The sequence below is a fragment of the Moritella sp. 5 genome, assembly GCF_018219455.1.
GTDB lineage: Bacteria > Pseudomonadota > Gammaproteobacteria > Enterobacterales > Moritellaceae > Moritella.
This window is the reverse complement of the sequence record NZ_CP056122.1, coordinates 3,856,418-3,879,722: the sequence shown is the minus strand read 5'-3', so window position 1 is coordinate 3,879,722 and position 23,305 is coordinate 3,856,418. Positions and strand designations below refer to the sequence as shown.

The 23,305-nt window shown below is 37.3% G+C and carries 25 protein-coding genes; 8 read left to right on the top strand and 17 right to left on the bottom strand.

Annotated elements, in window-relative coordinates; all coding sequences use genetic code 11:
* Nucleotides 1-53: 53 nt before the first annotated feature.
* The 6 genes from HWV01_RS17195 to HWV01_RS17170 all read right to left on the bottom strand — a co-directional run bounded on the left by HWV01_RS17195 (nt 54) and on the right by HWV01_RS17170 (nt 5,211).
* A complete protein-coding gene (locus HWV01_RS17195) occupies nt 54-956 on the bottom strand; it encodes a VacJ family lipoprotein (protein WP_211672705.1) in 903 nt (300 codons plus the stop codon).
* The gene (locus tag HWV01_RS17190; RefSeq protein ID WP_211672704.1) at nt 946-1,596 is read right to left on the bottom strand and encodes a phospholipid-binding protein MlaC; all 651 of its coding nucleotides are present in this window, start codon (nt 1,594-1,596) and stop codon (nt 946-948) included. Before HWV01_RS17190 ends, HWV01_RS17195 begins: the two co-directional genes overlap by 11 nt.
* A 53-nt stretch (nt 1,597-1,649) precedes the next feature.
* Nucleotides 1,650-2,102: an outer membrane lipid asymmetry maintenance protein MlaD gene (mlaD, locus tag HWV01_RS17185; protein ID WP_211672703.1), complete on the bottom strand. Its 453-nt coding sequence runs from the start codon at nt 2,100-2,102 to the stop codon at nt 1,650-1,652.
* A 34-nt stretch (nt 2,103-2,136) separates the two neighbouring features.
* Nucleotides 2,137-2,880, bottom strand: coding sequence for an ABC transporter ATP-binding protein (locus tag HWV01_RS17180; RefSeq protein WP_211672702.1), 744 nt, complete (start codon nt 2,878-2,880; stop codon nt 2,137-2,139).
* Nucleotides 2,881-2,887: 7 nt separating this feature from the next.
* On the bottom strand, nt 2,888-3,691 hold the full coding sequence (locus HWV01_RS17175; RefSeq protein ID WP_211672701.1) for an ABC transporter permease: 804 nt from the start codon (nt 3,689-3,691) through the stop codon (nt 2,888-2,890).
* Nucleotides 3,692-5,043: 1,352 nt separating this feature from the next.
* Nucleotides 5,044-5,211 carry a hypothetical protein gene (locus HWV01_RS17170; protein WP_211672700.1) on the bottom strand — a complete coding sequence of 56 codons (168 nt, stop codon included), beginning with the start codon at nt 5,209-5,211 and terminating at the stop codon, nt 5,044-5,046.
* 479 nt (nt 5,212-5,690) lie between these two features.
* Between HWV01_RS17170 and yjjG the strand changes: the two genes are divergently transcribed.
* Nucleotides 5,691-6,368 (top strand): pyrimidine 5'-nucleotidase, encoded by a 678-nt coding sequence (yjjG, locus tag HWV01_RS17165; protein ID WP_211672699.1) that lies wholly within the window; start codon nt 5,691-5,693, stop codon nt 6,366-6,368.
* Between the two features lie 114 nt (nt 6,369-6,482).
* Entirely contained in the window at nt 6,483-7,088 is a 606-nt protein-coding gene (locus HWV01_RS17160; protein WP_211672698.1) for a hypothetical protein, read from the top strand.
* Between the two features lie 63 nt (nt 7,089-7,151).
* Here HWV01_RS17160 and HWV01_RS17155 read toward each other — a convergent pair whose 3' ends face one another.
* Entirely contained in the window at nt 7,152-9,884 is a 2,733-nt protein-coding gene (locus HWV01_RS17155) for an EAL domain-containing protein (protein ID WP_211672697.1), read from the bottom strand.
* Between the two features lie 425 nt (nt 9,885-10,309).
* Here HWV01_RS17155 and HWV01_RS17150 point away from each other — a divergent pair, with 425 nt between their 5' ends.
* Together HWV01_RS17150 and HWV01_RS17145 are read left to right on the top strand one after the other, a co-directional pair.
* On the top strand, nt 10,310-10,867 hold the full coding sequence (locus HWV01_RS17150; RefSeq protein WP_211672696.1) for a PepSY domain-containing protein: 558 nt from the start codon (nt 10,310-10,312) through the stop codon (nt 10,865-10,867).
* 163 nt (nt 10,868-11,030) lie between these two features.
* Nucleotides 11,031-11,570, top strand: a complete 540-nt coding sequence (locus HWV01_RS17145; protein WP_211672695.1) for a thioesterase family protein — start codon at nt 11,031-11,033, stop codon at nt 11,568-11,570.
* A gap of 77 nt (nt 11,571-11,647) precedes the next feature.
* Here the strand turns inward: HWV01_RS17145 and HWV01_RS17140 are convergent, their stop codons facing one another.
* From HWV01_RS17140 to HWV01_RS17130, 3 genes are all read right to left on the bottom strand, one after another.
* Nucleotides 11,648-13,477, bottom strand: a complete 1,830-nt coding sequence (locus HWV01_RS17140) for a methyl-accepting chemotaxis protein (RefSeq protein ID WP_211672694.1) — start codon at nt 13,475-13,477, stop codon at nt 11,648-11,650.
* Between the two features lie 267 nt (nt 13,478-13,744).
* Complete coding sequence (locus HWV01_RS17135) at nt 13,745-14,425, bottom strand: hypothetical protein (RefSeq protein WP_211672693.1); 681 nt, start codon at nt 14,423-14,425, stop codon at nt 13,745-13,747.
* Between the two features lie 232 nt (nt 14,426-14,657).
* A complete protein-coding gene (locus HWV01_RS17130; protein ID WP_211672692.1) occupies nt 14,658-14,999 on the bottom strand; it encodes a HopJ type III effector protein in 342 nt (113 codons plus the stop codon).
* Nucleotides 15,000-15,228: 229 nt separating this feature from the next.
* Here HWV01_RS17130 and HWV01_RS17125 point away from each other — a divergent pair, with 229 nt between their 5' ends.
* Both HWV01_RS17125 and HWV01_RS17120 read left to right on the top strand, forming a co-directional pair.
* Complete coding sequence (locus tag HWV01_RS17125) at nt 15,229-15,771, top strand: hypothetical protein (protein ID WP_211672691.1); 543 nt, start codon at nt 15,229-15,231, stop codon at nt 15,769-15,771.
* On the top strand, nt 15,759-16,628 hold the full coding sequence (locus tag HWV01_RS17120; protein ID WP_211672690.1) for an NRDE family protein: 870 nt from the start codon (nt 15,759-15,761) through the stop codon (nt 16,626-16,628). The genes HWV01_RS17125 and HWV01_RS17120 overlap by 13 nt, the downstream gene beginning before the upstream one ends.
* A 61-nt stretch (nt 16,629-16,689) precedes the next feature.
* On the opposite strand, the gene HWV01_RS17115 is transcribed toward HWV01_RS17120, so the two are convergent.
* Genes HWV01_RS17115 through HWV01_RS17095 form a run of 5 tightly spaced genes read right to left on the bottom strand, consistent with a single transcriptional unit; the run spans nt 16,690 to nt 20,590 of the window.
* The gene (locus HWV01_RS17115) at nt 16,690-17,847 is read right to left on the bottom strand and encodes a hypothetical protein (protein ID WP_211672689.1); all 1,158 of its coding nucleotides are present in this window, start codon (nt 17,845-17,847) and stop codon (nt 16,690-16,692) included.
* Nucleotides 17,847-18,755, bottom strand: a complete 909-nt coding sequence (locus tag HWV01_RS17110; protein ID WP_211672688.1) for a cyanophycin synthetase — start codon at nt 18,753-18,755, stop codon at nt 17,847-17,849. The genes HWV01_RS17115 and HWV01_RS17110 overlap by 1 nt, the downstream gene beginning before the upstream one ends.
* On the bottom strand, nt 18,715-19,587 hold the full coding sequence (locus HWV01_RS17105; protein WP_211672687.1) for a hypothetical protein: 873 nt from the start codon (nt 19,585-19,587) through the stop codon (nt 18,715-18,717). Before HWV01_RS17105 ends, HWV01_RS17110 begins: the two co-directional genes overlap by 41 nt.
* A gap of 4 nt (nt 19,588-19,591) precedes the next feature.
* Nucleotides 19,592-20,095 carry a hypothetical protein gene (locus HWV01_RS17100; RefSeq protein WP_211672686.1) on the bottom strand — a complete coding sequence of 168 codons (504 nt, stop codon included), beginning with the start codon at nt 20,093-20,095 and terminating at the stop codon, nt 19,592-19,594.
* A 51-nt stretch (nt 20,096-20,146) separates the two neighbouring features.
* Nucleotides 20,147-20,590 carry a YHS domain-containing (seleno)protein gene (locus HWV01_RS17095; RefSeq protein WP_211672685.1) on the bottom strand — a complete coding sequence of 148 codons (444 nt, stop codon included), beginning with the start codon at nt 20,588-20,590 and terminating at the stop codon, nt 20,147-20,149.
* A 190-nt stretch (nt 20,591-20,780) separates the two neighbouring features.
* Between HWV01_RS17095 and HWV01_RS17090 the strand changes: the two genes are divergently transcribed.
* A complete protein-coding gene (locus HWV01_RS17090; protein ID WP_211672684.1) occupies nt 20,781-21,023 on the top strand; it encodes a hypothetical protein in 243 nt (80 codons plus the stop codon).
* A 17-nt stretch (nt 21,024-21,040) separates the two neighbouring features.
* Nucleotides 21,041-21,700: a DUF2913 family protein gene (locus HWV01_RS17085; RefSeq protein ID WP_211672683.1), complete on the top strand. Its 660-nt coding sequence runs from the start codon at nt 21,041-21,043 to the stop codon at nt 21,698-21,700.
* 33 nt (nt 21,701-21,733) lie between these two features.
* Here HWV01_RS17085 and HWV01_RS17080 read toward each other — a convergent pair whose 3' ends face one another.
* Nucleotides 21,734-22,219, bottom strand: a complete 486-nt coding sequence (locus tag HWV01_RS17080) for an ATP synthase subunit I (protein WP_249185358.1) — start codon at nt 22,217-22,219, stop codon at nt 21,734-21,736.
* A gap of 235 nt (nt 22,220-22,454) precedes the next feature.
* Nucleotides 22,455-23,246 (bottom strand): hypothetical protein, encoded by a 792-nt coding sequence (locus tag HWV01_RS17075; protein ID WP_211672682.1) that lies wholly within the window; start codon nt 23,244-23,246, stop codon nt 22,455-22,457.
* Between the last annotated feature and the right edge of the window lie 59 nt (nt 23,247-23,305).

Sequence of the window (23,305 nt, the reverse complement as noted above, 5' to 3'; positions counted from 1 at the left end):
GTTACTGAACATGAAACGAGGTCTATGACCTCGTTTCATGTATTTGTAAGAGACTATTTTTCAGCGACTTTGTCTGCGCGATATTCGAGGTAAAACTCCTTCATCCGTTCGTAAGGGTCAATGTAAGCTTGTTTAAAGGCTTCATAATCTCCAAGACTAAAGTATGTTGCATTTACTTTCTCTACACCTTGAACAGCAAATGATAGCTTGTCAGGTTGTAAATAGGTGAGTGGACTAAGGAAGTAATCCGCACCACCGCCAATGGTGTCTCTTAGGGTTGAGGGGCCAAATATTGGCCACACAATATAGGGACCATTACCTATGCCATATTTGCCTAACGTTAATCCCATATCTTGATTATTTGGTTGCCAATCTAAGTAATCCGCAGCTGGGTCCATTACCCCTAACAGGCCAATTGTCGAGTTAACAACGAAACGTCCTAGCTCAGTACCTGAGGATTTAATATCACCTTGGAATAGACTGCTAGTAAATCTGATCGGCATAGTTATGTTGTGAAAAAAGTTGGCAACGCCTACACGAAAAAACTGAGGCGTGATGGCTTTGTAACCTAATGCCGTCGGACGCATTACCCAAAAATAAAGCTTATCATTAACATAGAACATCGTCTTGTTAAAGTAGTAGAAGGGATCTGAAACCTTATTGCTGTCATCTATCTCAGCGGGACTATCATCATTAAATGGGTCATCATCAAATGGGTCATCATCCTCTTCTGTAAATGGATCATCACCATCATTTTCTTCTGTAAATAGTCCATCATCTTCAATATAATCAGGTGTTGAACTTACGACAGTCGGGATAGATTGACTTTGTGGTAATTCGGAGTGAACTTCAGCGCTTTCTTTATTATTGCTTTTAGTTGTTGTACAACCGCTCATCACTAAGATGAGCAGTAATAACGGCACTGTAAAGAAACTGGAAAACTTATTATTCTGCATTACTTTCCGTATGAGCTAGGTTTTTTTCATTAAGTAATGTGAGTAATTCATCGGGTGTCTTTTTCAGTAATAATGCTGAATACTCCTTACGAAATGAATTAACTAAACTTCTGCCTTCCACTTTAATATCATAGATACGCCATTCATGATTTTTAAAGCGTAGTGAATAATCGATAGCTGTTTTGCTATTAATTAAGCTGTTTACGCGAGCGCGTTGCATATTACGGATCGGTTTCATTGCAGATGAATCTGTGAGTGAAACTGTAAACTTACTGTCATTGTTTAGTCTGTCTAAGTATAAGTTACCAAGATGGATAGTAAAGGCGTCAGTAAACTGTTCTTGCTGGCTTTCTGTAAAACGACGATCGCTGTAATCACCAAGAGGGCGAGTCGAATCAGCTGCAAATTTCCCTAACGTCAACTCCGAGATTAATGTAAAGTCAAAATAAGTGGTCAAAACTGGCCATAATTTTTTACGTTTGACTTCAGTTGTGAGACTTGGATCATTAATAATCGTTAAGGATTTTTGCATTGCTCCATCGATTAATGCGGTTGCTTGGCTGATATTTGCAACGTGTGCGCGCACTGTACTTGTAAATAGTAGCAATGTTGAAATAGATAAAACGATTATTCTTTTCATGTGATTTCTCATAATGAAGTTGTTTGACATACTGTTACTCATCTTTGATATAATTATTTACTGTCGCCACTAAATATGTATTTACTAATAAGGTCTTCAATATCAAGCGCAGATTCTGTTTCTTCAATGCTATCACCTTCTTCTAGCAGTTCATCACTACCACCCGGGGTAAGGGATAAGTATCTGTCACCGAGTAATCCAGCTGTTTTTACCGATGCCATGACATCGACCGAGAGATTTATGCGCTTTTCAATCTTTAGTTTTACACGTGCTATTTTGATATTTGGTAGCAATATAATATCTTCAACTTGACCGATTTTCACGCCTGCCATTTCGATATTAGCACCACCTTTCAGGCCAGTCGCAGAATTAAAGTCTGCATACACACTATAGTAGTTATCACCTAACAGCTCCATTTTTCCGAGTTTAATAGTCAGGTAGCCGACGCAAAGTATACCTATCAGTACAAATATACCAACAGAGGTTTCGATGGATGATTTTTTCATAACAGTTCCAATTAAATAGGTTGATCGATCTGAGTCATGATGACTCGTGGCCATGGACAAATTCTGAAATAACAGGGCTTTCATCATGGTTTAGTTGTTCAGGAGTACCTTGAAAAATAATGTCACCTTCATTAAGCACTGCAATGCGTTGAGAAATCGTAAATATCTCAGGAATTTCATGGCTTACAATGATTCCGGTAAATCCGAGCTTACGTTGATAGTCTGCAATCATTTTATGTACTGCTTTTTTACGTATTGGATCTAACCCTGTAGTTGGTTCATCAAATAAGATAATTTCAGGTTCTGTGACGAGTGCGCGCGCTAGAGCGACTCTTTTTCGCATACCACCAGATAGTTGCCCTGGGTATTGTTGTTCTGTACCTAAGATATCTAGCTGTGTCATACGTTTTTCAACACGCTGTTGTATTTCTATTTTATTTAATTTACTTGCTTCTCGTAAGGGTAGAGCAATATTGTCATATACCGTCATTGAGTCAAATAGCGCAGAATCTTGAAACATGTAACTGAATTTTTTCTTTAAGTTACGTTGTTCTGTTTTTTCATGTTCGGATAAACTCTTACCATTGAATAGTATTGAGCCAGAGTCAGGAGTCAATAAGCCGATAATATGTTTGAGTAAAACACTTTTCCCTTCACCACTTTTACCTATGATCGTCGTTATCTCGCCTTTAAAAACACTGAGGTTGATATTATTTAATACTTGAGTGCCATCAAATGCTTTACTTACATTACAAAATTGAATAAGTGGAATATTCATAGTTTTCCTATAATAAGACAGACGTTAAAATATAATCAATAACAAGCACGAGAATACTTGCTTGTACAACTGCTGTTGTTGTTGAAAATCCAACGCCTTTTGCGCCAAAGTTATTACGGCGAGTGTGGGTGTAATAACCGTGATAGCAGCATACCGTTATTACAGTAATAGAGAAAAATAATGATTTAATAAAACCTTCAATAACATCAGCCATGAGAACGCTGTTTTCTACACGATAGAAGTAAATCGCAGGATTAATACCTAATAATTGAGATCCTGTAAGGTAGCCACCAAAAATGCCCACGGTATCGAAAATAGCGGTTAATAATGGAAAACTAATGAGTGCGGCAATGATGCGTGGACTAACTAGAAATCGAATTGGGTCAATGGTCATCGTTTTAAGCGCATCGATTTGTTCTGAAATTCGCATAATGCCAATTTCTGCAGTCATTGCTGAGCCTGCACGGCCGATAATCATTATTGCGGTCAACACGGGACCTAATTCACGAATAAGGGTAAGTGCGACAGCAGAACCTAATAAACCAGTCGAGCCAAATTGAGATAGGGTGTAATAGCCTTGTAACCCGAGCACCATACCGGTAAACAGACCAGTTACACAAATAACAACAATTGACTTTGCTCCAATAAAATAGAGTTGTTCAAGCACTCTTCGCCATTGCCAAGGACGAGAAAACATATGTGTTATCCCATGCAATAGAAATAGTGCTGCTTTACCAAAGCGTTGGAGTAAAGTCATGACTGCACGACCAAGTTGGGCTAATGGGCTAGTCAAAAAGATAGCTCGAGACATGCATACTCCTTAAGATATTTAGAGCCTGTTTGACGTTTATATTAATGATTGTCATCAAATCAGGGAATTTAAAATAGTATCAAATGTTTAATCTGTCAAAAATGAACTGAAAAAGCGATCTAATTATTATTAACATGGGCACTAATTCAGATTTTATATTTTATATAATTTATTTTAGTTAATTTCATCGCAAATACATGACGGTGTACTATATTTGTAATTAGGTCGACTGGATATTTTATTCCTACTACCTTTGCAGTATGTGAATAAGTGCCAGTAAATAACGTGCATGGCAGATACGTGTAATTAAGATGAGTAACGTACGTGACAGGTACGACTTAGTAAAGAACGTAAGAGTAAGCAAGTGTAAGTAAATGTAGGTAAGTGTAAGTGTAAGTGTAAGTAAAGGCAAGTGTAAATGAAGACGAACAACGTATGTGCAAGGTACGTGTAAATAAAGATTAATAACGTATGTGAGAGGTACGTAAAGTAAGTGAAAATGAATAACGTATGTGAAAGGTACGTGTAAGTGAGGACGAATAACGTATGTGAAAGGTACGTGTAAGTGAAAGAAAGTGTAAATGAAGACGAATAACGTATGTGAAAGGTACGTGTAAGTGAAAGAAAGTGTAAATGAAGACGAATAACGTATGTGAAAGGTACGTGTAAGTGAAAGAAAGTGTAAATGAAGACGAATAACGTATGTGAAAGGTACGTGTAAGTGAAAGAAAGTGTAAATGAAGACGAATAACGTATGTGAAAGGTACGTGTAAGTGAAAGAAAGTGTAAATGAAGACGAATAACGTATGTGAAAGGTACGTGTAAGTGAAAGAAAGTGTAAATGAAGACGAATAACGTATGTGACAGGTACGAGTAAGTGAAAGAAAGTGTAAATGAAGACGAATAACGTATGTGACAGGTACGAGTAAGTGAAAGAAAGTGTAAATGAAGACGAATAACGTATGTGACAGGTACGTGTAAGTGAAAGAAAGTGTAAGGAAGTCTGTAAGTGAAGAAAGCAAGTAAATGTAAGAAGAAAAGTATTGCGAAGATAGAAGTAAGTATTTCAGTCGACCTTCTTTTCCAATATATGTAAGTCAGGCTAACAACCTGACTTTTTTTTGTCTAAAATTCATCCCCCATTGTCCCCAGCTAAATGATAATACCAATCAATGGTATAGATAGGCCTGTCATACATGTAGGTGTTATAACGTGATGATAGATTTTTCTTTGGTAGTTAGAGTATGGGCTGTTTAGAATCTATGAAGTGTATATAAAGGGAGTAGCGAAGGGGTTAACATCCCGATATTAAGTATATCGGGAATTAAAGTTGATAATGTCAGTTGATGTAATTAAACGTTTACTAGCATATCAATAAAGTTACGGCGTTCTGTTACTGTTGCAAGTTGAGCTGTTTTCTCACCTTGTGAATCAGTAAATGCTACTCGGTTTTTGTGAACTGAAATCGAGTGTACCGGTTGTTTAATTTGGATCTGTGTACCATTAAAAATAATAGTCATAATAAAACTCACTATATAAGGCGTAGCTTAAAGCTATCGCATAATTTGTAATAAGCTTCATTACCGTATAACGATAATATTCTGAAATCTAACTATTTTTATTATTTATAAATAGTTGATTTAGTAAGAAGTGTTTACAGCACGCAACATTTGCTGTATTTCGTCGTTCAATAATTTAGCTTTGTATGTTGGATTTTTTAATCTGGCTTACGGAGATTTTCTAGGTAAGGCTTAATCGTTGATTTTTATTTCGAGGATTGTTATTAAATAAATCTGAGCTGATAGTAACAGCGGATTTTATTAGTAGCAAGTTTATTTTTGTTTATTGTTACTTCTTTTTATTTATTGTGTAGGTAAATCACACTTTAAGCTATCATACTCCTCATACTGATTAAGATAACATGATGTTTTACTGATTGTTTATTTTTTAATCCACCTATGTAATTTATTGTAACGGTTAGCCGTTGGAGAAAAATATCATGAAGTACCAATGGATCTTGTTTGATGCCGATGAAACCTTATTCCATTTTGATGCATTTAAAGGGTTGCAACTGATGTTTTCTCGTTTTGGTATTGATTTTAGTCGTGATGATTTTAGTCAGTATCAGACAGTTAATTTACCTTTGTGGGTTGATTACCAAGATGGTCGAATCACGGCAACACAATTGCAAAATAAACGCTTTCAATTATGGGCGGATAAACTGGAGGTGACAACCCAAACTTTAAACAGTGCATTTATGACTGCAATGGCTGACATATGCAGTTTACTACCCGGTGCTCAAGCGCTTATTTCGGCATTAACTGGGAAAGTAAATATGGGTATTATTACTAATGGCTTTACAGAACTACAGCATGTGCGTTTAGAAAAAACCGGTTTAAAAGATGTATTCGCACCACTTATCATCTCTGAGCAAGTGGGTATCGCTAAACCCGATATCGGTATATTTGAATATGCGTTAAGCCACATGGGTGACATACAGCGTGAGCAAGTGTTGATGGTTGGTGATAATCCGCATTCTGACATTTTAGGTGGGATGAATGCAGGTTTTGATACTTGTTGGCTTAATCGTGAGAATGCGGTATTACCGGACGGTATCAAGCCTAGTTATCAAGTGACGTCATTAATACAGTTGCAATCATTGTTATTAGCCGCTTAATTCGATTGTAGGCACCAAATGTTTATATTTTACGGAATGTTGCCGATATGCTTTTAATCATCAATTTAAAATTTACTATTTAAAGCTTAATTTATTTATAAGGAAAGAAAATACATGTTTAAAGTTTCAACGCTTGCAAGCATACCGTTACTTATTGTTGCGCCAACACTGATGGCAGAACCTTTTGACCATAATAATGCGCAGCTAAGTTATCGATCTGGGCATTGGGCTGTAAATGTTGAACGTGCTATTACAGAACGCTTTTATATGGCAGGTTTTTATCATCACACAGATGATATTGCACTAAATCCAGGTGAAAAAGCCAAAGCGAAAATACTTGGTGCAGGTTTAATGACATCAACAAATGTCGGCCATATGACAGAATTTTATGCTGGTGCGAATTTAATCCAAAGTTCAATAAGGGTATGGAAAAATGACACTCAGTCGCAAGATTCAAATTTTTACCCTAGTGTTATTGCGGGTGTAAAACTTTCTTCTAGCCCTAAATTTGAAGCTGACTTTAATGTTAATCGCGCGTTCAATGGTAGAGACGTGACATATGGTTATCTTGATTCTACGTCTTACACCCTAGGTGCTAAGTACTTTATCGATCAATCAATGGCGTTAGGTTTATCTTATGTGTGGACTCAAGATAAACCTAACGGTAAAGCAATCAATCGGGATAATATTGGTGCGTCGTTTAGCTTATATTTTGAATAATACCAATGAGAGTAATAACGGAAAATTGAGCATTATGATGCGTTAATTGCCACAATTGAGTCGCTATTGTTGATTTAAGCAAAGCATATTATCAATAGGTTGTGGCTTTCCAATACCGTAGCCTTGTGCGAAATCGATACCAATAGCTTCAATTTTTTGTTTTATAGCATCGTTTTCGACAAACTCCGCGACAGTTTTTAACTTCATTAAATGTCCTATTTCATTAATCGATTTTACCATTGCAGCATCTATTGGATTGGTTAAAATATCTTTAATAAAGATACCATCAATCTTTAATGTGTTAACTGGTAGGTTTTTTAGATAAGCAAACGAAGATAAACCACTACCAAAATCATCCAGTGCGAATTGGCAGCCAAACTCACTTAAGGTATTGATGAATACTGTCGCGTTGGTAAGGTTACTAATTGCGGCTGTTTCGGTAATTTCAAACATGAACTGTTGAGGCGTCAAACCTGCTTGGGTTATACTCCACATAATATGCTGCAATAAGTCATCATCACCGAGTGAAGTGCCTGATAAATTAATGCTAATATGGTCAAAAATATCCAATTGTTGGCTATGTTCTCGCATCCAATCTAATGTGTGATCAAACACCCAACGATCAATTGGTTGCGATAAGTTATAGCGCTCTGCGATAGGTAAAAATATGCCAGGCGCAATGATCTTACCGTCTTTAGCTTGCATACGTAGTAGCACTTCAAAAACATGTTTATGTTCAGGATCGGATAATGCAACGATAGGCTGAGCGTAGAGTTCAAATCGGTCTTCATTAAGCGCTTCTTTTATCTCGTTTACCCAGCGGAACTCACCGTCACGAGTAGTAAGTAATTCATCATTATGGTGATAAGTATGTACCCGGTTTCGTCCTAAATCTTTAGCGGCGTAACAGGCTAAATCTGCATGAATAAGTACTTCGCTCGTGTTACCTGAGTTACGGCTTATTTCTGCAACACCGATACTGACACCGATACTAAAACAACTTTTTTTCCATATGAATTGGAATCTTTTAACTTTTTCTAAGATTTCATTTGCGGCGGAAACCGCTTCAGTAAGTTGGCAGTTACGCATTAATATGGCAAATTCGTCGCCGCCTAGTCGGGCTAATATATCGTTTGGTTTTAAGTTGTCGTCGATTAATCCTGCTACTTGGCGTAATAACTCGTCACCAGCAGCATGGCCACACGTATCATTAATTATTTTAAACTGGTCTAAGTCTAAAAAGAATAATACGTGGGTAAGTTGACTGCCTTGTGCGCTGCAAACTGCATCGGTTAATTGATGTTCGAATTCATAACGGTTAATTAATCCTGTTAGCATATCGTGTTTTGCTTGATAGGCTATTTGCTTAGCAATGATCCTAGACTCGGTAATATCTACTTGAATACCAATAAAATGGGTTATTTCGTCGTTAGCATTAGTCATTGGAATTATGGTGACTTTAGCCCAGTATAATTCACCATTTTTACGCTGATTGTGAACTTCCTCAGACCATTCATTACCACTTGAAATACGGTTCCAGAGCGCCTTGTAAGTTGCATTGGTGGTTTCTATAGAACGGAAGAAATTAGCTTTCTCACCGACCGACTCTTTGGATGAATAGCCTGTGATTTGTGTAAATCGAGGGTTGACGTATTCAATAATCCCGTTGGTATTAGTGATCAGGATACCGTCTAAACTGCACTCAACGACTCGTGATAATTTTTGTAAATTAGACGTGTTTTGTTGCTGTAAGGTGATATCTTCGCAAACCCCTACGCCACCATCGATCTTACCAGTACTTGAATACAACGGGACTAAGTCGACTTCTAAGTAAGACTTTTTACGGTGTGATATTGAAATATATTCGCCTTCGAAAGTACTTATTTGTCCTTTCAATGAGGATTTTATTGCTATGGAAAGAGGGGCGTTTTGGAGCTTTTTCAACATGTTGAAGCCAATCAAGCCATCTTTATTTGCCCCGATAATATCTTCAAAATGCCGATTGGTTTTTAATAAGATTCCTTGTTTATTGTAATGAAAAATACCTACTGGAGAATGCTCAAAAATGGAGTTTAACTTTGCTTCACTTTGTACTAATTCAGCCGTTCTTTGCGCGATCTTATAGCGTAATTTTTTTACTTGTTGGCGATAGCTAACGGTCTGTATAAAAAATAGAGAAAGTACAGAAAAAAGAAAAAGAGCAGAGATTAGCATTATCTTATTAAACTGTTGATTTAGTTGAAAAGAAATAGTATCGATAGTGATGTCAGCCGCTGCAACATAAACACTCCCGTCTGTGGTGTAAAGGGGAATAAAAATACTACGAAATTTACCCCATTTATCTTGGTATTCAATTATGTGGGGTTTTTGTTCGGCAAAAACATGATAGAGCTGGGCGTCCGCATCATTGTAAGCGGTTAAGAATTCGATATCATTGCTATCAAAACCATCGTCATCAATATTCGTGGTGCTTGCTGAAGTAAATAGGATCTGATTATCGCGCAGGATAAGCGTATATAAGTTGGATATATTTATATTTTTAGCGTAATTGGATAAGACAGTTCTGTTTATGCTATTTAGTTGCGTTGAATTTTTATCATAGACCATTTTTTTTTGATGAAAATTGGCTGGCAATAATGAGGAGATCGTTAGGGCTGCCGTTTTTAATTTTAAATCAAGGGCTGTGTAAATGTGATTTTTTTCTCGGAGGTAGCTATAAGATGCCAAGCTAATAATAGATAAAATATAGAGTGTAATCGAAACATAAATCCGTTTATTTAATTCAAAATGCTGCATTTTTAGTGGACTATTATGGTTGACGACTTTTAAATATGCCTGTTTTGAATATTGATTGCAACACGTTGACTGATTTATTATACCTCTTAGGGTATAACTTTAAATACGAGTACTTAGGTATAGCTATTGGTATGGGGAGTGTACAATTAATCCTGTGCAGGTTTATATTTATCATTGACTTAGTGACTTAATGAAGATCAAGGGCTTTATATAAATCAATAGTTTATTGACATACTGCATTAACCTCACCCACCCAGATTAAAGTGCCGCAACAATCCATTTGGTTGGTATTATCCTCTGTATGTTCGACTTTCATGCAAACATTAAAGTGTCAGAAGTAAACATTGAAAATGATAATACTTATCATTACAATTCCTTTTTTTGCAGCGCGAATAAAGCTAGCTCAATTCTGAGGGGAAATTTACGTGAAAAATATTAACTGGAAACGTCTTAACCGAAACACACATTATTGGGGGTCGATAATAATTGCGATTCCAGTGTTAATTATTATAATTAGCGGTATCTTGCTACTCATCCGATCTGAATTTTCTTGGATACAACCTACAACGATGAAGGGAATTGGCACAGAGCCTAAGCTCTCTTTTGAACAAATATTTGATATTGCATCCCAGGTACCAAACTCAGACATACACACCTGGAAAGATATAAGTAAATTGGATGTCAAACCATCTAAAGGTATCGTTAAAGTAAGAGCTAAAAATAATATCGAAATTCAAATCGATAATACCAGCGGCCAAATTTTACAGGTCGCTTATCGCCGTGTTGGAATTATCCAAGAATTACATGAAGGATCATTTTTTAATAAGCATATGCCATTATGGGTGTTTTTACCTGCAGCCTTTATTTTATTCATATTATGGGTAACAGGTATGTATATGTTCTTATCACCTTACATTTTGAAACGAAAAAATAATAAGAAAAAAATAGTTTTAGAAAGTAATAATACCTTACCAACAAACTAAGATAAGAACCAAATCTCACCGCTGTATACCGACCGCGATGCAGACTAAAATATACTTAGTATATAAGTTTTAACGTTAATGTGCTTTTTTTGTTTCATTTCCTTTACATTCTGTAGACTTAGGTAAGAATGTTACTTCTATTTCTTTTAGTCATGGGAGTAACATGAATTTATTTTTTAGAATGTTGATTATTATTTTTCGTGCCCGCAAGCTGGATGCGGTGGCGCTTGTGAATAAACGCAATGACGGCTTTCGGGTGTGGTTACATGATCTCGGCTGGCGCGACCATTTACCTAATTACCGTGTATTTAGTTTTATGGAATTAGGTCGTTTTGGTATCTGGCACTCTTCTCGACTCGCGTTATCTGGGCGTTATGGCTTACGCATGATTGCAGCACAAGATTTTATTTATCTAAAACCAATTCGTCCGTTTCAAGCGTTTACTATGACGACTGAAATTTTAAGTTGTGATGAAAAATATTTCTATTATCAGCATCAGTTCTTTTGTAACGACAAGCTCGTGGGTATTGGTTTAATCAAAGAAGTTGCATTGAAATCAGGAAAACCTGTTACACCACAATCATTGTTAATGGCTGATGCAGAACTTAACGGTTCGGTTATCAAGAATGTGGGAAATACAGAATTACACCCTATTGTCGAAAGTTGGCTGACGATGCAGCAAGCCATAAAAGAAAACAGCTAGATAACGACGTCATACTTTGCGGGCAAAAAAAGACCGAAGCGATGACTTCGGTCTTTGTATACCTGGATACTTCTTAATTACACCGTATACAGGGCAATGGATTGATCTAATGTTTTAGCCTGATTAGCGATGTCACTGGCTGCTTGTGCATTTTCATGGGCGATATGGGAATTTTGACTGGTAATATCTCGTATTGACGTTACGTTACGGCCAATTTCATCGGATACGACCGTCTGTTGCTCAACGGCGGTGGCAATCTGAGTGCTGGTATCCATGATGAGTTGCATATCAGACATTATTTGGCCAATCTTCGACTCTGCACTGTCAGCTTGTTCGACGCTTAATTCACCTTGTTCGTGGCAGCGGCTAATATGTACAACTACCTGACCCGTTTGCTCTTGTAACGTGGCAATAATGCTGGTGATCTCTTCTGTAGATTGACGTGTTCGAAGGGCTAGTGAGCGAACTTCATCTGCCACAACCGCAAAACCACGGCCTTGGTCGCCTGCTCTTGCCGCTTCAATTGCTGCATTTAGAGCAAGTAGATTAGTTTGTTCTGCAATTGAGCGGATCACATCAAGCACTGAGCCAATATTGTCGGACAGTGTTGATAAATTTGCGACTTCATTACTGGTTTTAGATAAGTCATCAGATAAAACACGTATACGATTCTTTGTTGCACTCACTTCTGATAAACCTTCTTGAGCGCCATTGTAACTGTTATCAGCATTGCTGGCGGCACTCTCTGTATTACCTGCTATTTCTTTGATTGTCGAACTCATCTCGGTGATTGCGGTTGCGACTGCATCGGTCTCGGCTTGTTGGCGGCTAATTGCTGTATCAGAATCCACACTACGGCCCTGTAACTGACTTGATGCCGAGCCTAGTTCATGTACAGCTTCTTTTACGTTGCTAACGAGTTCACGGAGATTGGTTAATAAGTAATTAAAATTACTTGCCATATGTGACAATTCATCATTGCCTTGTTCATCTGCAACTGCTGTTAAGTCATGACTTTTCGCTATCGTGGCCATCAAACTACTTAAGCTTTGTATGCGGCGTTGGATAGAGTTACTAATTAACCAAGACAGTGTAATGAGCGCTATTATCACGGCTAATACTGCCACAAGAATGATCGTTATAGTTTGTTGCTGTTGCTTGGCTATCTCGTCATTTAATTGTTGGCTGACATCTTTAAAAGTGCGTTCAACTTGATGCGAATACCCTCGCATTTCGCCGCGTAATCCAACTTCGGGTGTATCACCTATCGTTTTGTATTGCTCTATGATTTTAGCCATCGTTGCGCGAAAATCGGTATAGCTGCTACCAAAATCAAGAGCAAGCTGTTGATCATAAAGTGTAAACTTAGCTTGATATTCTAGGTAATATTCATGATTTCCGAGTAATGCGAACATTTTTGCTGTTTGTGCAAGATCGGTCGTAATGAGAAGATTACGGTTATATCGATCTGCTGTTTGCAGTAAACGTTTATAGCTATTATTGAGGCGCTTTAGTAATCCTTGCTCAGGGGTAAGGCCAAGGGCTTGGTAATTATTGACCAGTGCAATCATACTGAGATTATAATCTTGCATTGATGCAGGTAAGGTTGCAACACTTGGCACTATAATATTAAGTGATGTAAGCTCTTTTTCTAGTTCGCTTAATTTCGTTTGAAATAATGCGTAGTTAGCTTTAAATTTGTCGAGATATTTGGTGTCTCGTCGCAGTAAAAAATCTTTTTCATTGCGGCGTAAATTTAATAGCGTGACTTCGAGTTGTTTTACATCGGTTGCGGCATTGTTAATATTCGTAACTTGTTTATTGGCAACCCAAGACATTCCAAGTACCAATAAGAGTGCACTTACCGAAATACCAGTAAGACCTAATAATTTATCTCTGATTTTCATCTTCTACGACATCCTAGCTGATTAACATTACCGATTTTACGGATTACTCTAAGTTTCGGCTTGATGTGTAATAACTTTAAGGATAAATGGGGGTAAACAATACTATTTTCATTCTGTTGACATAAACATTTTTAAAATTAGTTTGTTATACATAAATCAATTTTAATTAATTTATGTATCTTCATATTGTCTGTTATTTTTAAGTTGACGGCGTATTCCTTTCGAGTGTTACTTATAGGTATTAATTTGGAGACTAAATGCAAAGTATTAATCTTCTGTATTAAACTCCAGTTCGAATAAACACGTTTCTAAGCCTGCTGGTAAATTCAATAAAAGTCGATCGGTATTAAGTTCAAACTCTATGTCGCTAAACTGTATTGCATCTAAAATACTAAGCTGCTCGGAAAATAGCAGTAACCCTGTGCTAACAAGAATAGCGTAATAGCATTGTTGTGACGCCGAGTCTTCTGTTTCCATTATGGTTTTAAATGTTTCTAAAAAAAGTATCAATATTTGTTCTTGTGTTTGATTACGATAAGACTCTTCAAGTTGAATTAATTGAGAGTAGGTGAGTGTAAACTGATGATTAAAGTTACGCATATTAATGCACACGCTATCTTCTTTCTTATTATCATTGAAATTCACGAATCGGGCTAAATTATCGCTTTTTATATCAATAAGAAAGCTCACATTAATATCGTTATACATTGATTTTTTGATCGCCTCAACACTAATACCTTCTTCGTGTAGCGCGCTAATATGATAGTTTAATATCGCTTTTATTAGTTCATCTTTACTTATACCTGCATGCAGCATTTGCTGATAAGTATCAGTAAGGTGGATACCTGCAATATCAGAAGATTGATTTTGATAAGCTGTGCTGCTGATAAAAGATGCGATCACTTGATTTGAAAATTCAAAGTCAAAGCCATTTAAATGAATATACATATCAACTCCTTATTAGCATTCGCTAAATCGGGGAGGAACAACGCAGTTGCTATAAGTATAACGGATTATATTTGCTTAGTAAGGCAGATTAAGCATTGTCATTATTTTAAGGTAAGTATAGTAAATCGCGGGAAATGGCGAGGAGGAATAGCTGTTTTTTTAGATAAATATAAAGAGTTGGGCAGAGAAAGTAAAAATTTTTCTGCCTCAACATAGCGTTAATAAGTTAACGTTATTTTAATTTTAGTGGCAGTGCTTCAAATTGAATGCCTGACCAGCCTGTGCGCATGAAATAACGAATGTTGGCATGATCATCACCCTCTGGATTATTTAATACGTCATCACGGTAATAAGTACCGAAACATTCTAGCATTTGTTGTTTAGTGAATTTGTTTAAACGACCTAATGCGAATAATTTACATGAACCTATATTTTCAGTGGCGTCGTTTTCTAGGTAGCCATTGTAAAATTTAGTGGGAGTGAAATCATAGCTTGCATCAATAACAGCGATGACATCGTCGAACTGAATAGTAGTTGGCTGTGCCGCTAGTTTATTTAAAAAGTCATTTAACATGGAGTGTCCCATTAATTTAAAGTATTTGCTATCTTTGCCTAATTTATCATAAATGTTAGTTAAATGAGTGAAAATTTACCAATTAGTTTCAATGTTCACCTGTTTGTTCAATAAATCTGGGATGATATGGTACGCTTTTTCACTCAAATTGTGATTTTTTCGTGATAAGTTAAACCTAGTATTTGATGTATGCTTTACTTAGAAATAAGTGGTAATAAAAGGAATGATTATGGTCATAGATCCTGTAAAGCAATTTAGAACTGTGATTAAAGGAAACATAGAAGGTGTCGAACAAGGGGTTGCTTTACTAACCTCTATGACAAATGAGCAATATTGCATGCGCGCTAAGCCTTATGTTAATAGTTGTATTGGTGAACATTTACGTCATGTATTAGACCTTTATTATGCGTTAAAAGAACACGTTGAGATTATTGATTATGATGTTCGTCGTCGTGGCGAATTAGTGGAATCTTGTCGTGTGACGGGGTTATTTGAATTACAGCAAATTAAGACGTGGCTACTCTCATTGCAGCCAAGCATGATGAATAATAAAATGATTATGTCGACAGAAATTTCTGTGGTTGATACGTTAGTTGCACAAGTCGAGACATCATTAATTCGTGAACTGATATTTGTGAGTTCGCATGCTGTTCACCATTACGCATTAATGGATATATCGGCTAAATTGTGTGATTTTGATACACCTGATAATATGGGGCTAGCACCTGCGACGCTCACGGCATTAAGGAATGATTCATCATGTGTACAGTAAGCTGGTTGTTGGCAAATGATGGCTATCAAGTTTTTTTTAACCGAGATGAACAAAAAGGTCGGGCATTAGCCTATTTCCCCAAATATTTTAATGAACGAGGGGTTAAATATTTAATGCCAGTGGATCCGGTCGGCGGCGGTACTTGGATTGCAATTAACCAAGCAGGCTTATCAATATGTTTACTTAATTATTACCAAAAAAACACCCGCAGGAAAGATTTGATTAGTCGTGGTTTATTAGTTAAATCATTAGTCAGTAATACATCCTTACCCAAGATCCGTTCCGCATTAAGTCAGTTACCCTTACAGCGGTATGCTGCCTTTACGTTACTTGTGTTTCCGAGTCATCTTACAGCGCAAACCGGCGATGTTTACGCAGTACGTTGGGATGGTCATACGTTAACAACGGTTACTGCGGTATCGCCAATGATATCGTCATCAGTTGCATTGGCTGAAGTGACGAATTATCGCGAAGATCATCACAATTCTATTTTATTGCAGCATCAGGTCTTATTTTCAGGTGATGGTTGTAATGATGAGCTGGAAATTAAAAACACGCCTGATTTGTTAGAAACAGATTGTGTAGAAGAGAATATTATTGAGTTGACGAACCTGCGCCGTATCGAAGATAAAAACAGCTTAGCGCTGACTCGATTTCATGCCAGTCATGAACCCACACCGTCTTATTTATCTGTCTGTATGCACCGCGATGATGCCCACACTGTTAGTTTTACCCACCTTATCGCCACGCGTAAGCAACTTAAAATGAACTACGTATGTGGCTGTCCGTGCTCATCTAAGCAACATCAGTCTTATGCTTTGTATCCACAGCGAGAAGCTTACGTCGACGTTGTTTAATATCGTAAGTCGGTAGTACGCCGTAAACCGCTTAGGGTAATATGGCTGTATTACTGATAGGCTAACGACTTTGCTGATAGAGCATATAAATAGCAATTAATGGTAATACTCCCCAGTAGACGTGGTTAAGGTTAACGGTAGTTACGTTAGACATAACAGTTAACCCTGTAAAAAAGATCACAATGCCAAGCTGAGAATAGAGGCTCTTGTTAACTAAATACTGGTAATTAGCTTGTTGTTTCGCCTTATCATAAAAACGTTTATTGAAATATAAACGAAACAATGCGGTAGCAAATGCCACACTGAGTAAGCCTAACCCAATTGTAAAACCGCTCCAATCAGGAGAGAGCCAACCGCGGATTAACCAACCACAAAGATAAAGTAATGTCGCGGCTTGATATAGTCGGTATTGGGGCTGCTTGTCGATGGTATTTTTGATGAAGTAAAAGATTAATCCCAAGGCTAAAGACAGTGCAATGACAGTTAAACTAAATTGACTGGTATCACTGTTGGTTAAATGATAAATACTCAGCACCCATAAATAGCTTTCGAGATACAAAAAAGGCCCATCAACAAGAAACACGATTTTATCACGGGTACTAATCACTGATTTAGCCTGAATATGATCACTACGCTCGTAAACAAATGTCTGTGTTGCGAGTGAGTTTATAGTCATGATACAGAAACCGAGCGCTGCCATTATGCTTAACGACAATATAACCCAAGGTTGTGTTTGCATAAAATAGCCGCCAAACAAGATCCCGAGTTTTAAACTGAATCCTAATATTAGCTGTAAATTACCAAACAGTCGTCCGGTATTACTACTATTACTACCACCACCACTGATGCTATTAAAAAGGATTCGTTGTAACATCCAATAGCTGCAATTAAATAAGCCGTTGAGTAAGCCAAGTATGATTAAGTTAATGTTTGCTATATGAAAGAGTGCGACATAAATAAGTCCGACTTCTAAGGCGAACGATAAGATGATTAATGTGCGCCAGTAACCTCGGATGAATAATTGATGCCAGCCACATAATGCCATCACGAACCCCGCGCCAGTCCAAGCTATAAATTCAGTGAGTAGTGCGAGTTCTTGATATTGCTGCCAAATAAGAATAGGAAGGTAGAAGGGCAGTAATCCGATCACAAAACTGTGAGTGGCTGAAAATAAAGTAAAGTAGCTGGCAGGTGCCAGCGTCGATATTGAGCGAGACATTAGAATATGTCTGCTTGTTGATTTTTTACTATCGTAATTAAACCAAGATGCTCAGAAAGGTCGTCAGCTTGGCCATAACGTGGATAGTTATGCATGTTCAGATAAGGACGCGAATTTACTTCGAGGAAGATCAGTTTTTGATTGCGGGCATCATGTTCAATACCTTGCTCCATGATCACATCAATACCAAGAATTTCAGCGTCAAACAGATCTAATACTTTGGCAAATAATTCATTATTGTATGCAGGGATAAGATCGCGCGGTATGGTTTCCACAACACCACCGGGTGCTAATGAAATACGATAAAATAAATCAATTTGTTGATCAGTATCTGGAATCGACGATAAGGTCAAACCTTGTTTCGCCAGATAATGGATGGTTTGTTGACCCAGTGAAATAGGGTTGTTACACGGATATAACCCCATTTTTTCACGTACATTATTTTCTGTATGAATCAAGGTACTAATTGTGCTTACACCGTCTCCTTTTACAAATGCAGGGTAGCGTTGTAAAACAGAAATAACACCGGATTTAGTCATCACTACGCGATAGTTTTTACCTTGTAAATATTGTTCAACGACCGTTGTTGGCCACCATAATTTAGCAAAAAAGATAGCGCGCCACAGCTCTTTATAATTACGGATCGGAAAATGGCTACCACGAGAGAAACCACTTACGTTTGGTTTGATGACTAATGGAAAACCATGTTCTTTGGCAAATTTAACCGCAGTGAAGGGATTGAAAAAGATCGCGCCTTTAGCGTGAGGAATATTACCTTTAGCAAATTTATCACGAGCTTGCTTCTTGGAGCGACAACCGCGGCGAACTTCAAGGCTGTTATAATTACTACAACCGCCCATGAACTTGCTACTGATCCACTTGTAGATTACTTGTTTTATTAGTTTCATCTTGATTCAAAATCCTTGTATTACGACCCCGTTTAGCGGCGATCAATTTATTAAAAAAGATACCTTGTGTTACTTTTTTGCCGTTTAACTGTTGCGCTAATTGAGCAAGAGAATACGTGGTGTTATACAGTAACTGGTATTTCTGTAAGCGGGTCAAATTGTGACTTAATAAACTTAATGGCATAGGAACATAGAGATTTACTTCGACTAATTTAAACTGTCGCTGCAGAAGGGTATTTAATGAATCCGCTTTTAAGCTATATCGTGCAATCGTAAAGTCACCCATCCTATTTAACTCTTTCCACAAGGCCTGTTGCTCTGTGACTGTGAGCTGGTCTGTAATATCCTGATATTGGGTCTCGGTATTATAAATACCATTAACGGGGAACTTGTCAGTGCTGCTGTTAATGACTTGAGTTATCGACATTACCGAAAATTGACCGGTCTTTTGAGGGTCTTTAACAACAAACACTTCAAATTCGATATTGCCTGTTGCTGCTTCTTGAATTAAATAATTCTGAACCTGATAACCAGGGCTTTCTCGTAATGCTTTAAGCTCTGCATAATTACGGATACAGCTGACGCCCGTTGAATTTTGTCCCCATTCTGGTTTTGCGAATACGGGATAGCGCGTCGGGAGTAAATCACTTCTATCAATATACTGATTTAAACGCCATTCCTCAGGGGTGATAGCATCTAAATCTTGCTTTGAAAATATTTTCTTTTGATTATTGAAATATCGCGCATTAAGCTGAAAGTAACGCCATGGAATAGTCAAAAAGCGAAAGCAAAATGCGAGATAATGTAATATTAATAAGCCGCGTATAATCATATGATTACTCTGCTTTGATTAGTTTTAAGTTAATAGCGCATAATACTAAGCCTAAAATTAAGATTGATACGGCAGCCATAAATAATGAGCCGCCATCGCTTTTGCCTTCATGTAATACTTCGACACCTAGTGGGGTAAACAAGTGAAAGAATACCGCTCCAGCCATAATCCCCGAAGATGCTAAACCACCCAATACGTGTATTTTTGCACGTAAACGCATGCTATTTTGACCTGATATTTTATCTTTAATCAACAAAACCAAAGGACTTAGCAAAAGTAGACTTGTGGCTAATTCTGCACTACCAACGACAATTGCACCGTATTGCGCAAAAAAAGTACCTAAATCGACAGATAAGGTTGCAGCCATCCATGAACCGATCGTAGAGAAAATATGCTCTGTATCTGGATGACCAGAGAATTTGTACGGGATGGAAGTCAGAAATATTTTAGCGATCCAAAAAACGATAGCCCAGCTTGCAATAGTGTAAATGCGTTTTTTTGTTAGCATATTAACAATCCTTTTAATTATGTTTAATACTGTCACTCAATTTATGATTATTTAGTTCAATACGTGAGGCCAGTTTTGGTCCGCTTTTACAATAAAGTTTAGTTTGTCTTTTAACCATTGTTGCCTGATATCTGCGTTGTAGTTTAAGTAAAGCTTACCGTTTACAATCGTCCATTGTGTTGGATCTGAAGAGGCTGTGTCATTTTTCGCGACTGCATAGGCACAATAACCGCCATATTGTGGCGCGTATTTTTCTGGTTCTTGTTTGAATAACGCGAGGTGTTGGCTATTACTAAAATACCAATCTTCCCCTTTATATTCGTAAGTGAATTTTTTTAAGCCTTTAACTGCTTTTGATTGGGTGAAATAAGCAACAGTGTCGTAGCCACTTACTGCTTTACTACTAAAATAACCCGTATAGATAGGCGCTTTAGCAAAACTGTTAAACGAGAATATTAGGCTGCTGATAACTAACAATTTAATTATATATCTCATGTCTATTTATCCTACTGCATTAAGTTGATCTAGTCAGGTATCTACTAGGTGTTGTATATACTATAGCGGTAATTAGATTTATAATTATCACGAAGTTATCACAATTTAATAGCAAAACAGCACATTGTGATATTGTAGCTCTGTTAGCATCCACTCTTTATTGTTTATAGTTTTTACCAAAGGTAATTTTATGGATTTTTATACGTTGGCCTTAGGTCTATTTATGCTGTGTCATGGTAGTTATATTTTATTCACGCGCGCTAAAGCAAAACATCAAAAAGCACGTTTAGACTTTATGACCAAAGCATTAGGTCGACCATTTGGTTTTACCATTTATTCGATTATTTATGTCATCTTACCTATTGGTTTTGGTGCATATATCGCGTACGCAGGTTTCAATAATGTGTCCTTGAGCACAATCTTTACTGGTTAATGGCCTGAGGAATACACATGTCTGTACAAGAAAAATCATATAACGTTAATATGTTGAAGCTTGTTAGAGAGGGTCTAACGGCACTTTCTGATGCGCAAGCACAAAAACGTAGCTTACAAAATCCAGTATCAGAGACTCACTTTCTCGGTAATTGGATTATTAGTGCGTTAAAAGAAAAACGTTTTGATATTATCCTAGCGGGTGATTTAAATATTTGGTTGCAAGAAAGCCGTACATTAGGGCCTAAAGCTAATTTTAAGCAGCGTTTTGAAAAAATAGAGCGAGTGTATAAACAGATTTGCGAACTGGAATATAAGAATTTAACGCAGTTTATTTTAGAAGATATTTTGACTGAGTTAGATAATGAAGGCTGGTTGATTGAAACTGAAAGCAATGTGACGGATAAGTTTAAATTAAGCTCAAGCGGTGAAAATTCACTGGTTATTTGTGCTGAAGTTTATGATCGTGCTTTCTCTGATACCGATGGTGTATTAGAAAGCCCGCTTTCGGTCTTTATTCGACATGGTGATCAAGCATTTATTGATAAAATGTTTTCACACGGCTATTTGGTGTTTGGTTCAACGAACCGTTCGATTGTTAAACGCCATAACCGTTATATTCTCCGTCCGTTTAATCACGCTAAAAAGTTAGCTATTTTACCGACACTAGCAGACTAAATTAGCATGATATGCAGGGATGATCTTGATTGATTATCCCTGTGTTGTACGTGCTGTTAGTATCTTATTCATGTCCGTATTTTCGCTATTTATACTTTCAGCATCTTCTGGTGTAGTAACCGTTTTAGCAAATTGTTCAGGCAGAGGTTTCAACAAACTAAATATTTGCGAAAACATGACAATCACAAACGTAATAAATAGATTGAAATGTTGAATACCGGGTAACGGTAATATCACGCTAAATAAAATGAAAATGAGTGCGAATTTACAAGCATGACCGAGGATCATAAAGGTATTGGCACGCATTATATTGGCTGAGCCAGTATACAAAAATGACAACCGGGTAAAAATATATTGTGGCAGCAAGAAGATCATCCCACCTAACGCTGCGGAACGTGTCGACTTGTGATCGGTACCAAGATAAGTCGCTGAAACAATAAATAATACGAGCAACAACTGACCTAAAATGAGTTTTAGTGCGTAACCTCTGATGGCTAATTCATATGCATTATGTGGCATTTACAGCTTACCCTCCCTATTAGATGAATTACACATAACCGCTATTTTACCGTTTTCTAGCGAATTATGCATGAAAATCTTTAGTTTTGAAGTGTAAATATTCTTAAATATACGAGTAACATTTTATCCAACCTCTACTCTTATTATAAAATAAAGAGCATGCATTTAATGAAAAACAAAATGTACTCGTTGTTATGGTGCATAACTGAATTAGAAATTACTATTTTAAAATAAATTAAAATGCGTAGTTATAGCCAACCGCAAAACTATCATCACTTGAATCGCTGTCATCTCCGCGATAAATAAGGGTTACATTTTGGCGATCCGTAAGCTGGTAACCAAGGGTGAGGTCATATTTAGCATTAGCCATTTGTAAGCCGCCATCTGCGATATTATCAGACCAAGATTTACCTTGAATATCCGTGGTATAAGAGTAGCTACCAAGTGCCCACAGTTGGTCGGTGATCGCGTAACGCGCATACACCATACCAGTGATTACCGCTGAGGCAATATCAATACCGTCACTTGACATTGAGTTGTCCATCGGGAAGTGTTCACTGTTGTTTTCTACAAGTACACCGCCGACATACACGATAGGCCAAATGTAGAAACTGTCACCCACAGGAATTGTCATGTTTGGTCCTGTTTGTACAACCGTCATATTGCCAAAGAACGGGTGTTCTGCATTTACCGCATCAATTGACCAACCTAAACCATTTTCGGTGTTAATTGTGCCCCAACGCAGGCGATAAGAGCGGGCACTTACTTCGTCATGTGTTAGTGGATTAACTGCGTCAGCGTCTTCGTTAAGCATATTTTTAGCTTCAAAAATCACTCCTGTTTTTTGTGTATCTGTGCTTGATAGCATCAGCATGCCTTTAAAGTCTAATCCCGCTGTACCGTAAGAGAGACCCAGCGTGGTATATACATCGGTTGGATCTGACATGTCGAGTTCGGCACTTGTTTCGGCTGCTATTGCTGGAGACATAAAGGTTAGTACTGCAAGTGTCATGATCGTTTTTTTCATAATTGACTCCGTTCTAGATGAAATATTTATATGATTGAAAGCTATATTTTCTCTATATC